The organism is Desulfopila aestuarii DSM 18488 (assembly GCF_900143695.1).
Classification (GTDB): Bacteria; Desulfobacterota; Desulfobulbia; order Desulfobulbales; family Desulfocapsaceae; genus Desulfopila; species Desulfopila aestuarii.
The window spans coordinates 83,581-96,212 of sequence record NZ_FRFE01000022.1; the positions used below are offsets into that span (position 1 = coordinate 83,581).

Here is a 12,632-nt window from a genome sequence, read left to right on the forward strand (position 1 = left end):
GGAGCCAGTGACAGAGCATACCAAGCCATCAACGGGAACCGATTCGCCGCCCCCGAGCCCAGACAAGTCGGCACCACTTCCCGCCAGAAAACCCTATTCCCGCGAGCAGGTTCTGCAGAAGCGGCGACTGGTCCGGTGGACTATTGGCATATGTCTGTCACTTATTCCCTTTTTTATCTACCTGCAGGGCTTTTTCTACCGTCACGAAGATTCACTGCCGATCAGCAACAACATTCTCATTTTTGGTCTGATTAACCTGAATGTCCTCCTGGTACTGTTTGTCCTCTTCCTGGTACTACGCAGCCTGGCAGAGCTGCTTTTTGAAAGGAGGATCGACCGTCCCGGCAGCCGACTCAAGACCAAGCTCATCGCCTCGTTTTTATCACTAACACTCATCCCCACCATCCTGCTCTTTTTTGTCGCTCTCCAGTTTGTTTCAACCAGTATGGATTACTGGTTCAATACGAGCATTGAGGACTCTCTGCAGGAATCCCTGGAACTGGCCCAGTCAATTCTCCATGATGCCACTGACCAGGCCCATCTCATGAACGCTGGGATTGCGGAAAAACTGGTCCACTATGATATTGATCAATCTTCGACAGAAGACATCAGGCAGCTGCTGACAAAAATCGCCAGAGAAAGCATCGTCAACCGGCTCTATGCCATCACCCTTATTCCGGCCAAATCCGATTTACAGATCTCTGTTCTCGGCCCTGATAATCAAAACCTGATTCTCCCGCGAATCCCGATTGACACCCTGATAAAAGCCACCTCTCAGCAGGGGTCCGAAACCATCACCCAAAGTACCAACCAGGGCGATCTTATACGTAGCGTTTCCGAAATTGTCATGGGCAACGGAAAAGAGACGAAAGCTATCCTCGCCACCTCGCTGCTGGTAAAAGACGAACAGCTGCAACGAATGGAATTTATCTCCCGGGGTATCGAGGGATATCGCCAACTCAAGCATTTCAAAGACCCGTTCAAGTTCTGGATTTTTATTATCCTCCTCATCGTCACACTGTTGATTATATTTGCCGCAATCTGGTTCGGACTCTACATCTCACGAGGAATTACCGACCCGCTGGGCCGCCTGGTTTCCGCCACCCAACGCGTCGCCGAGGGCGATCTCGAATTTGAAATGGAAAGCGATGCCAACGACGAGATCGGCTTTCTCTTCAACTCATTTAACCAGATGACTCAGAACCTCAACACGAGTAATAAACAGCTGGCGGAAACCCATACAGCCCTGCAGCAAAGCTCACAACAGTCCGAGCAGCGGCGTCGCTATACCGAGATCATTCTGCAGAACGTTTCCGCCGGTGTCATCTCACTCGACGATCAACACCGCATCACCACCATCAACCGTTTTGCCGAGACACTCCTCAATATCGACAAGAGTCTCTTTATCGGTAAATCCTTCATGGAGGTCCTGAACCAGAGCCAGCAGGCGATCATCCAGAACTTTATCGATGAGCTGAACAGCACCGGCAAGACCTCGGTGGAGCAGCACCTGAAATTGAACGTCATGGGGAGAAATTTCTCGCTCTTGGTCCACTTCAATCGCCTTGAGGACGAAGAGGGAACCTCGCTTGGTCATGTGCTGGTTTTTGATAATCTTACCAAGCTCGAAAAGATGCAGCGGATGGCCGCCTGGCGTGAGGTTGCCAAACGCATTGCCCACGAAATCAAAAATCCGCTGACCCCGATCCAGCTCTCCGCCCAACGACTCCGCCGCCGTTATCCCGATATTCTGGCCGAGGAGGACCGGGTCTTCGACGAGTGCACCAGCACCATCATCGGCCAGGTCGACGAACTGAAACGACTGGTCAGCGAATTCAGTCAGTTCGCAAGGATGCCCCAGGTCCAGAAAGGACCTGCCAACCTGGTCAGTTTGGCCCGAGACACCTTAATACTCTATCGTGAAGCCCACAAAAATATCGCTTTTTCTCTGCGCGAGACCAGTCCCGTACCAATCTTTCATTTCGATGCAGAACAGATCAAGCGCTGCCTGATCAACCTGCTTGACAATGCGGTTGCAGTTTTGCCGGACGGGGGTACAATAGATATTGAACTAAGTCCCGACGAGCCCTCCGGCTCTATCTTTATCAAGGTGGCCGACAACGGCCCAGGTATCACCAAAGAAAATAAACTCAAACTGTTCGAACCATATTTCTCGACCAAAAAGAGTGGTACCGGCCTCGGACTCGCCATCGTTTCCACCATCATTTCCGATCATAGCGGCTACATCCGAGTGCAGGACAATAAACCGCGCGGCTCTGTCTTTATCATCGAACTGCCAATGGTGGAACGTCAGGATATTGTCGGCTGACAGTCACATCATCCCCTATAACCTCTTGCAGCAGAAGCATTATGAAAAAACGTATTCTCATCATTGACGACGAAACCTCCATCCGCCAAGCGTTATCCGGTATCCTCGAAGATGAGGGTTTTGAAGTAACTTCAGCCTCCTCTGCCGAAGAAGGGCTGGAGATCCTTGATGACGACCACGTCGACCTGGTGCTACTCGACATCTGGCTGGGCGACAAGATGGACGGAATGGCCGCCTTGCCTATTATCAAGGAGCGGTTTCATCTGCCGGTAATCATGATCTCAGGCCACGGCACCATCGAAACCGCTGTACAGGCGACCCGCAACGGTGCTTTCGATTTTATTGAGAAACCGCTCTCCTACGATAAGATCGTTCTGGCAATCACCAACGGACTGCGCTTTGCCCAACTCGAGCTGGAAAATCAGCTGTTACGCCAGACGACAGCCAAGCCGGTTCAAATGACCGGCACATCTCAAGCAATCATGGCTATCCGCAACCAGATAGAGATGGTTGCCCCCACCGACGCCTGGGTTCTGATCCGCGGTGATCATGGCACCGGCAAGGAGCTGGTTGCCCAGTCTATTCACCGGTTGTCCGGCTCCAGCTCAAAACCGATGATTGAGGTGAATTGCGCCGCAATCCCGGAGGAGTTGATCGAGTCCGAACTTTTCGGCCATGAAAAAGGTTCTTTTACCGGTGCCCACTCCAGCAAAAAAGGCAAGTTTGACCAGGCTGACGGCGGCATTCTCTTTCTTGATGAAATCGGTGATATGAGCCTGAAGACCCAGGCCAAGATTCTCAGAATTTTGCAGGAACAAAAATTTGAGAGGGTAGGCGGTAGCCGTACCATCAAGGTCAATGTCCGGGTACTTGCCGCGACGAACAAAAATCTTGAAGAGGAGATAGAGAATGGAAATTTCCGCGCCGATCTCTTCTGGCGCCTCAATGTCGTGCCAATCCACGTCCCGAAATTACATGACCGGCTGGAGGATATCCCCCTTCTTGTGGCCAGCCTCATGGACTCGATGACAGGTAAGGGTATCAAACCAAAGACCTTTACCGAGGATGCATTTATCGCTCTTCGCGAACACTCATGGCCTGGCAACGTACGCGAATTGCGCAATTTCATTGAGCGACTTGCCATCATGTGCCCCGATGAGATCATCACCGGACAACAGATCCGTCTTTTCCTGAACCCTGTGCAAGGTGCCGCTACTATAAACAATAGCCCGGCAATGGCCATGTTTCTGACCACAGACTTCAAAGAGGCCAAACGACTTTTCGAACGGGAATACCTGCACCAGAGGCTGATCCAAAATGATGGTAATATCTCCAAAACCGCCGAGCAGGTTGGCCTTGAGCGCAGCCATCTCCATAAAAAACTCAAAAGTCTTGATATCGAGGTCTAACGACCCTATCGTTACCCCTCCACAACACTCACGCCTTTCCCTTCCAGCTACTGCTGAATAACAGAGAGAAAGCGACAATACATTAACAAATAGGAGCAGAAATGGTATTTCCCGATTATCGCCCACGTCGCCTGCGGCAGAACAGTACCTTCAGAGGTCTCATTCGTGAAACCCACCTCTCAGCAGACCAGTTTATCTATCCGCTATTTGTCCAACCCGGCAAGAATGTACGGGAAGAGATCCCTTCCATGCCAGGAGTCTTCCGTATCTCAATTGATCAGCTGGCTGCCGAAGCAAAAGAATGCCTGGGACTTGGTATCCGGTCCGTTATCCTTTTTGGTCTGCCGGACAAAAAGGATGCGATGGGAACCGGCGCCCATATAAAAGACGGTATCATCCAGCGTGCTATCAGAGAGATCAAAAACAAGGTACCGGAGATGATGGTCGTAACCGACGTCTGCCTCTGCGAATACACTGACCACGGTCACTGCGGCTGCCTGATCAACCAGGAAGTGGACAACGACGCAACCCTGGAGATCCTGGCCAAGACCGCCCTCTCCCACGCCCAGGCCGGAGCCGACATGGTAGCCCCCTCGGATATGATGGATGGTCGGGTTGCAGAGATCAGGGCTGCGCTTGACGAGAACAATTTTGAGATGATCCCCATCATGAGCTATGCGGTGAAATACGCCTCATCCTTTTACGGTCCGTTCCGCGACGCTGCTGACTGTGCACCGCAATTCGGAGATCGCCGCAGCTACCAGATGGACCCGGCCAACAGCCGGGAGGCATTACGAGAAGCCACCCTTGATGTGGACGAAGGGGCTGACATTCTGATGGTGAAACCGGCAGTGGCGTACCTTGACATCATCTCTAAACTGCGCGACGAGTTCGATCTGCCGGTAGCCGCCTATCATGTAAGCGGTGAATATGCGATGATCAAGGCAGCGGCAGAGAAGGGCTGGATTGATGGCGAAAAAGTGATGGCCGAGACGCTGCTTTCTATAAAGCGTGCCGGTGCGGATATCATTATCACCTATTTTGCCAAGGAAATGGCAAAGCTGCTTCGGAAGTAGCAGTTTCGACAAAAAAAGAGGGAAATCGAGCTTTCTCGATTTCCCTCTTTTCTATCGTTTTTTAGGGCTTGCCTTATTCCTAGGCCTGGATATCAATCCCTCCAAAACGGAGTTGTGTCTCCTGCGCATTTTCAGCTGGTGTTTCTGATGCCGGAGTCTCTTGAGCCTCACTGGTGGCAGCGGCCGGTGGTACATTCCTTGCCAGCGCAACCCCCGCAGCCGACAACGAAACCGTATCACTGGTCTGAGTATCCTGGGTTACCTCCTGCTCACGGGGAGCCCGGCGAGTAGTGGTGGAAGTTGCAGCATTGTCGCGGTATACCTGTTGCTCATTATTCGGGATTGTGGAGCCAAGCCCACCGGTTTGACCTATCATTTTCTACCTCTGTATGCTTATATTGGGCCAAGAACCATTCTTAACTGCTTCCACCATTATAAGGCCTGGCTCCTCCTGGGGCAAGAAGAAAACTTTGCCAAACAGTCAGGCAACGGATATCCGACCTTGACCTTTCCCCTTTTTCTTCCGTCGTTTTTCCATAAAAAGCCAGCCCGCAGCAACCAGTGCCCCTCCGATAACATCAGCCAACACATCGGCTCCACTGACAAAACGTCCCGGCACAAACGACTGGTGAAACTCATCTGACAACCCATAGAAGAGGCAGACGACAAGCGTAATCCCACACACCTGTAAGGGGAACTTTTTTTTAGTCGACTGGCGGTGGGCAAATATAACTGTCGCAGCAAGCAATCCATAAATACACATATGGGCCAGCTTGTCCGTCCCGGGTATTTGCCCTAAATCGATGCTGTCGCCACTTTGATGGGAGAGAAAAAAAATGGTCCCCATGACCAGAACCATGGGGACCGCACGTAATTGTTTGAGTAACGGAGGCATTATTCGGTAGCGGCTACCTCGCCACTCTCCACGTGGACCTGCCGAAGCTGCTCAGGAGAAAACTTTTTCCTTATCCGCCGCAGCATGGCGTTGATCGCCTGAGCAGGAGCATCTTCCATCACCATTACGCTTTTGTCGAGGTAGGCGGTGAGTTCCAGCTTCTTGTTGACGATCTTAAACTGGTGACTCCAGTTGACCTCAATGGTTTCAGGATTCTCATCAATGGGCGCCTCAAGGCGTTCACCACCTTTGGCAACCTGAACACAGTCGCAATCGGTTGTCTCCAGCAGCCAGGCATCTCCTGCCGTTGTGGAATAAAAGAAGAATACGCCGATCTCTTTGGTGGCAGCTTCTCTTTTTTCCGCCTTCTCCTGAATAGCACTCACACCACCCATCAGAGTAATCCGGGCTGCCTGCTCAGGTGTCAGCTGTTTCGGCTTTGCCGCAGCGACCTTTCTGGCGCAACAGTGCTTGTATTTTTTGCCGCTTTGACACGGACATTTTTCATTCCTGCCAATCTTCGCCATATTTTCTTAACCTCAAATCTGTCGATCGAATTATCAGTATCCAACCAAAAGTCGTTATTTCTCTTCCTGCCTCACGCCAACTGCAGATCCCAGTCACTGCACCTTAGGCACACTTACTAAAACCACAATCATGACAGGTTTCACACCCTTCCTCAAAAACCAGGGTACCGGAACATTCCGGACAGACGCTGGAAAAACCGCGCTGGGTCCCAGCCAGGAAGGATTTGAACAACTTACTCAATTGAGCTGGAAGGTCAAGCATATGTCCACTGGAACGGTCAAGCTGCTTGATAATTTCATCCATCGGCACATTAAAGCGAAGCAAAAGCGACACCAACCGGCAGGTGGTCGTCCACATGGTGGACTTATCTTTCAGGTCGACCCGGTTGTCAAAGGGGAACTTGGCAAACACTTCCATCGGCTTTTCGTCCTCATCAAAACAGACGATGATATAGACCGACTTCTGGTCCTGATCTTTGACTCGATATCGTTTGGCATCTAAGGTATCAGGAAGGTTATTCTTCACCGGTCCCTTCTCTGAAACCATGGCGACATTCTCGCTCTTGGAGGTGTCCTTGGTGTTCAGCACCTGGGAGTCACGTGAACCGTCGCGGTATACGGTCAGTCCTTTGCATCCCAGTTGATAGCCGGTAATGTAGGAGAGCTTCACCTCTTCACGGCTGGCGCTGTTCGGCAGGTTGATAGTCTTGGAGATAGAGCTGTCTACACCGTTGTTCTGGAGCGCACCCTGCATAGCGATGTGATCCTCGGGGCGGATATCCTGGGCTGTCCGGAAAACCTCCTGCCATTTGGCGGGGATTTCTTTATGACCTATAACGGTGCCGGAGTCCGCCACCTTGCTCATCAGTTCATCCGAGTAAAACCCTTCAGCCCTGGCGATACGCTCAAAATGCTTATTCACCATGATCAACCGGTCGCCATCCATGACATTTTTGACCATAACGATGGAGAAATAGGGCTCGCAGCCTGAGGCACAATCGGCAATCATCGACACGGTGCCAGTGGGCTGGATAGATGTGAGCGCGGCATTCCTTCTGGCCGGATAGGTGTTCACCTTTGCATCGTAGGCGGGAAAAGGGCCTTTTACGGCCGCGACCTTTTCTGACTGGGCGGCTGCCACGTCTCGAATAAAACGCATCACCTCACCAGCGGTCTCACGGCCTTCTTCACTACCATAGGGTACACCAAGCTGGATCAGCATGTCATGGAGACCCATGATGCCCATACCAATCTTTCTGGTCTGCAGGGTCATCTTCTCAATTTCCGGAATCGGGAAACGGTTGCAGTCGATGACGTTATCCAAAAAGGCGGTAGCGCTTTCGACTATCGTTTTCAACCGGTCGTAATCGATTTTTCCCTTCTCCACAAAATTCGCCAGATTGATGGAACCGAGGTTACAGCTCTCATACGGGAGAAGCCACTGCTCGCCACAGGGGTTGGTCGCTTCGAACTCACCCAGCTGAGGAGTCATGTTTGCCTTGTTGGCGGTATCGATGAAGAGTACCCCGGGCTCGCCGTTATGCCAGGCAAGATCAATAATTTTTTCAAATACCTCGCGCGCCTCAAGGCTACGCACTACCTGCTTGCTGGAAGGCTCGATCAGGTCATATTCAGTGCCGTCTTCGACCGCCTTCATGAAGGCATCGGTGATCGCCACACTGAAGTTGAAGTTGTTAAACCTGTTTTGATCCTGCTTGGCCGTGATAAAATCCATAATATCAGGATGGTCAACACGCAGCACACCCATGTTGGCTCCACGACGCTTGCCACCCTGCTTAATAGTCTCTGTCGCTGCATCAAATACCGCAGCAAAAGAAAGCGGTCCGGAGGCTACACCCTGGGTGGAACGGACAGAAGCATTTTTTGATCGGAGCCGGGAAAAGGAGTAACCGGTGCCGCCACCGGTTTTATGGACCAGGGCTCCATTACGGATGGCGGTAAAGATACCATCCATGGAATCTTCGACCGGCAGCACAAAACAGGCGGAAAGCTGCCCCAGATCGGTTCCCGCATTCATGAGACAAGGAGAGTTCGGCAGGAAGTCCATGCGATAGATCATATTGAAGAAATCTTCCCGCAGATTCTCACCGTTCGGTGAGTCCTTATCGACATCGGCGATGGCGTTGGCGACCCTGTGGCACAGTGTCTCCCAGGTTTCGACAGGATTACCCTCGGCGTCTTTCATATAATAGCGTCGGGCCAAAACTGTTTCTGCGGTGTTCGTCAATACCTGCTTGGTCAAATCAGGTGCCATAGTCCCTCTCTCCTGGTGGTTACAAAATTTTTCGGTCCCGCAAAAAGGCTACATGCACGAGTCACCAACATGGATAGCTTTTGTCGTGTCTCTCCAAACACGACTGAAGCCCTTTTACGAATGTATAAAAAGGGTGCCTACCCAAAAAACAGTGTCCTCATCGGACCACATCTATGGGAGGCTCTCGAAGCGTCATCCAACAGGCTCTGCCGCCTGCAGACAACGCACAAAATTTTTTCTTTTTGCCCATAGGCAAAGCAGGCCGTCTCCTCAAATCTGACGGTTCACAACACGCTTTCGGATACGTCAAGGCACCCGAAGCTCACACCAGCTTATACTCTACATTTATGGGTCGCTCAACAAGAAACTACAACATGTGGGGGGGAAAACTGCATTTAGCGGATTTGCCTGACATCCTGTATTCCGATACATTCATTGAGATCGGGCGCTCCGGCCAACCTGTAGCCGAACAGCTCTAAACAACCAGTCAGTTCAATTTTTTTCAAGGCAAATCTGCACTCATTTCTGCCTCTCATTTTCATCCCGGCGATTCCACGTCAGAAGATTTTTTCTCAGTCAAAAGGTATCGTTCTTGCTACGCGGCGTACGATCTACCACCAGCCCTTTTTTCCGGGATGATCGCACGCCGTTCTTGCCTGCCCTTGTTAGATAGAAGGTTATTGTTTACCGGAATGTCCTTTTTCCCTTATGGCGATTATGGTCCGACAGCGTCGGATAAGCGCCTGGAAATCGTCCCAATCTCTGGTCAACATAAGACTCTGTTTGATGAACGCTGTTTCATTTTTTTCCATTTCCTATTCTCCTTGTGGTGGATGGCAATAGATCTACAATCCGGCAACGGAAACGATAAAGACTTCGCGTAACGGTCAGGCATCATGTCCCGAACATATACACTTTACCCGCTTGCTCCGACCGCATGCATCTTTTCCGGCCGGATCTTTCAGGTCAGTTTGTATGGTACTCTGGGTAATCTGTTTGTTGCTAGATGAAGAAAATGATACAACTTGGGCTGGATTGGTGCTGGCATGACTGTCTCCTTGGGCGCGAGGTGACGAGTGAATGTGAATCGACCCGTGTGGGTCGGTCGCAGCAATGTGGCAGGTCTTCGGACTCCCAGGCATCGCACATTCCCCTACTCGCCATCGCTTCCCGGGCCTTGCCCAGTGCATTATGATGACTTTCGTTCCTGGTAACCGCTGCGCGTCAGTTCCGGATTCACACCGGATTCCCTTTTCACCTCACCGGCAAACTACCGGGGAAGTACCACATGCAACGTTTTCTCTGATTCGGCATTTTAAAAACACATCCCAAATCAACTTAGTACAATATATTGGCATTGCCCTATACAATGCAACTACATTTAGATCATTGTTCTATTTTTTTCTCTAGCCACTGTCCCCGCGGCCATCATCAGCCTCCCCCTCCATTTTCGTGAATCAATCTTGCCTGTCATTACAGATGTGGTATACTGGCATATCTTTGAAGTACCTATAAACATTCCGGTAAATCGATTACTTAAAGGGTTGTTATGGAAACCATCATATGGAGTGGCTCACTCAGTGTTGGAGTGAAGGAAATGGACCGCCAGCATCAAAAGCTGATTGGCATGATCAATCGTTTGATTGAGGAACAGCACGTCCTCACCGAACCCGCCACGATAGCTGAACTACTCACCGAAATGACTGATTATGCCCAAGAACATTTTCGGGCAGAAGAGTACCTCATGGCCGAATATGGATATGAACGCCTCGATTCACAAAAACATAGCCACGCAGCCTTTCTCGACAAGACCTTAGAGTTTATGGACGCCTCTGTTGGACCAAACATTCTTTCGAAAGCACTGTTGGAATACTTAAGTTCCTGGCTTACCGGCCACATCCTCCATGAGGATATGCAGTATAAAGAGTTTTTTGCGAAAAAGGGTATCGCGTAATCAAGCGACTACGAAGTCTTTTGTCTTCTATCTGACGAGTATTTTGACCAAAGACTTCGGACCACCCTGATTGGCAGTATATACTCACAAACATACATACCCATTTACTCCTACAGTCTTTCTTGCACCGATGCAACTTTTCTCACGCATACTCGGCAACGGAGAGCCTCTCATTATCCTGCACGGCCTTTTCGGGATGTCGGACAATTGGCTCACTATCGGCAAGGCCTTGGCTGACCGTGGCTTCACCGTTCACCTTCCCGATCTGAGAAATCACGGTCGGTCGCCGCACAGCAACACCCACCGCTATACGGATATGTCAGATGATCTGCTGAACTATCTTGATGAGCATGAGATTGACCGCTGCCATCTCATCGGCCACTCTATGGGCGGCAAACTGGCCATGATCTTTTCCCTTCTCTATCCTGAACGGGTTACAAAACTGGTGGTGGTCGATATTGCCCCTTCAGATTACCAGCTCTCCGGAGACACTTTCCATCACGACCTGATCAATACCCTGCAGGACATTGATTTACGCGGCTACAGCGAACGGGCCACCATCAGGCAGGAACTGGAGCAACGTTTAGGAGACCAACGTCTGGCCGCCTTTCTCACAAAAAACATCGCGCGCGACGACCAAAATGTTTTTTTCTGGAAGTTCAACCTGCCGGTATTGCAAAAATACCTGAATCATATCCAGATCGGCTTTAAGGAACTGGAGGCGTATGCCCCCTGCCCGGTTTCCACCGTATTTATTAAGGGCAACGATTCAGACTACTACCTGCCGCAGCACGAGCAGGACAGAACATTTTTCTTCCCGAATTCAGCAGTTAGGGGAATTGATAATGCGGGACACTGGGTACATAGCGAACAACCAGAAATCTTTATCGATACACTGCTTGAATCTCTCAGAGATACAAAAAAATCCGGCTGACCCTGAAATTTACCCAGAGCCAACAGGATATCGTGACAACATATCACTTCGGTAAGCCAACCGCCTTAAAACCATATTTCTGAAGGATGTCCTGACCGCTTGGCGAAAGAATAAACATGGCGAGTTGCCAGGCCTCTACTGAAGCCTCATTTCTCACCAACAAACCATAATCGGCACCGACCGAAAGTTCCTCCGGGATGGCAATCATCTTAAGGCCAGGCACCTCTTTTCTTGCAAGAACTCCGTTGGTGCAATAGGTGAGAAATACATCTGCTTTCTTTTCTTCCATGACCCAGCCATACTGGTTACGTCCTTCCGGTGCAGGCTGGCTCTCCGGTCCGCCTGTCAGCTGAAGTGCCTTACCGGTAAGGATCGCCTGGCTCCCCGGCTTAAGCGCTTCACTCTTCGAAAACAGCTCCCAAGCATAATCCCCACTGGGATCCGACTTGGGTGTCGAAGTGCCAACCCTAACCTTCTCATCAAGAAGGCGCTCAAGGAAATTTTCCGTCGTCACATCCAGCTCCGGCTGGGCAATGGCGCACAGCGTATTTCTGGCAAAAAGCACAACCGGCCGTCCCCAACCGGCCTCGGCAAGTTTTTGCGGATGTTTCATGTTGGCAGAGGCAAAGACATCCGGTTTTTCTCCCGCTTCAATCCCTTTCAGCAGCAGACCGCTAGGCCCGAATTTGGTGGCAACCTCGATGGTATATGTTTCTTCATACGCTTTAACCACCTCACCAAGGGCAGCTTTCAGACTACCTGCAGCATGGAGGGTGATTGATTGGCCGAGTACAGCAATGGGAAACAGCACTATACAGAGAATAGAAATAGCCAACAAAGACTTAACACGACTCATGATAACTCCTCTCGTTGTTTTTGACGAAATCATAAAGAGGCTGGTGAGAGGATGATTACATGCCTCAACAGTACCCTCTGCTTTTAATTTCCTTTAGGTAAACCCCCGGCTTTGCCGGGGGACTACAAAAGTTTGACGGTTCCTGCAAAATGAAGAAGCCTCCGCTCTCGTGGACCGCTCAAAGTCACGAGAAGGAGGCTTCATGAACAACACACAATGTTTAAGCCACTCGAAGTGGGAATGCAAGTACCACGTCGTGTGGATACCGAAGTGTCGAAAGAAAACGCTTTATGGGCAGCTGAGAAAACACCTTGGTGAGGTGTTGCATGATTTGGCTCGGCAGAAGGAGAGCAAAGTGCTGGAAGGGCATCTGCAGC

At 50.7% G+C, this 12,632-nt stretch carries 12 protein-coding genes and 1 riboswitch; of the genes, 6 read left to right on the top strand and 6 right to left on the bottom strand.

Translation table 11 applies throughout. The features are described 5' to 3' along the window. Positions 1-7: 7 nt before the first annotated feature. The 3 genes from BUF15_RS18855 (at position 8) to hemB (ending at position 4,814) form a co-directional block, all read left to right on the top strand. Entirely contained in the window at positions 8-2,329 is a 2,322-nt protein-coding gene (locus tag BUF15_RS18855) for a sensor histidine kinase (protein WP_084554190.1), read from the top strand. Between the two features lie 41 nt (positions 2,330-2,370). Continuing rightward, a complete protein-coding gene (locus BUF15_RS18860; RefSeq protein ID WP_073615268.1) occupies positions 2,371-3,738 on the top strand; it encodes a sigma-54-dependent transcriptional regulator in 1,368 nt (455 codons plus the stop codon). A 101-nt stretch (positions 3,739-3,839) separates the two neighbouring features. Continuing rightward, positions 3,840-4,814 (top strand): porphobilinogen synthase, encoded by a 975-nt coding sequence (gene hemB / locus BUF15_RS18865; protein ID WP_073615269.1) that lies wholly within the window; start codon positions 3,840-3,842, stop codon positions 4,812-4,814. Positions 4,815-4,893: 79 nt separating this feature from the next. On the opposite strand, the gene BUF15_RS18870 is transcribed toward hemB, so the two are convergent. The 5 genes from BUF15_RS18870 to BUF15_RS28115 form a co-directional block, all read right to left on the bottom strand. Further along, positions 4,894-5,190 carry a hypothetical protein gene (locus BUF15_RS18870; RefSeq protein WP_073615270.1) on the bottom strand — a complete coding sequence of 99 codons (297 nt, stop codon included), beginning with the start codon at positions 5,188-5,190 and terminating at the stop codon, positions 4,894-4,896. Positions 5,191-5,295: 105 nt separating this feature from the next. Further along, positions 5,296-5,709 (bottom strand): VanZ family protein, encoded by a 414-nt coding sequence (locus tag BUF15_RS18875; RefSeq protein ID WP_073615271.1) that lies wholly within the window; start codon positions 5,707-5,709, stop codon positions 5,296-5,298. Further along, positions 5,709-6,236: an SEC-C metal-binding domain-containing protein gene (locus BUF15_RS18880; protein ID WP_073615272.1), complete on the bottom strand. Its 528-nt coding sequence runs from the start codon at positions 6,234-6,236 to the stop codon at positions 5,709-5,711. Before BUF15_RS18880 ends, BUF15_RS18875 begins: the two co-directional genes overlap by 1 nt. A gap of 103 nt (positions 6,237-6,339) precedes the next feature. Continuing rightward, positions 6,340-8,511 carry an adenosylcobalamin-dependent ribonucleoside-diphosphate reductase gene (locus tag BUF15_RS18885; protein ID WP_073615273.1) on the bottom strand — a complete coding sequence of 724 codons (2,172 nt, stop codon included), beginning with the start codon at positions 8,509-8,511 and terminating at the stop codon, positions 6,340-6,342. A 677-nt stretch (positions 8,512-9,188) separates the two neighbouring features. Beyond that, positions 9,189-9,323, bottom strand: a complete 135-nt coding sequence (locus tag BUF15_RS28115) for a hypothetical protein (protein WP_268753205.1) — start codon at positions 9,321-9,323, stop codon at positions 9,189-9,191. A gap of 288 nt (positions 9,324-9,611) precedes the next feature. Beyond that, a riboswitch (cobalamin riboswitch) is annotated at positions 9,612-9,814 on the bottom strand. A gap of 246 nt (positions 9,815-10,060) precedes the next feature. On the opposite strand from BUF15_RS28115, the gene BUF15_RS18890 reads away from it, so the two are divergent. Both BUF15_RS18890 and BUF15_RS18895 read left to right on the top strand, forming a co-directional pair. Beyond that, a complete protein-coding gene (locus tag BUF15_RS18890; protein ID WP_073615274.1) occupies positions 10,061-10,465 on the top strand; it encodes a bacteriohemerythrin in 405 nt (134 codons plus the stop codon). Between the two features lie 130 nt (positions 10,466-10,595). After that, entirely contained in the window at positions 10,596-11,399 is an 804-nt protein-coding gene (locus tag BUF15_RS18895) for an alpha/beta fold hydrolase (protein WP_073615275.1), read from the top strand. Between the two features lie 43 nt (positions 11,400-11,442). On the opposite strand, the gene BUF15_RS18900 is transcribed toward BUF15_RS18895, so the two are convergent. Continuing rightward, positions 11,443-12,255 (bottom strand): molybdate ABC transporter substrate-binding protein, encoded by an 813-nt coding sequence (locus BUF15_RS18900; RefSeq protein ID WP_073615276.1) that lies wholly within the window; start codon positions 12,253-12,255, stop codon positions 11,443-11,445. A gap of 202 nt (positions 12,256-12,457) precedes the next feature. Here BUF15_RS18900 and BUF15_RS18905 point away from each other — a divergent pair. Further along, positions 12,458-12,632, top strand: a 175-nt coding sequence (locus BUF15_RS18905; RefSeq protein WP_200802418.1) for a transposase, incomplete at its 3' end; no start/stop codon positions are given.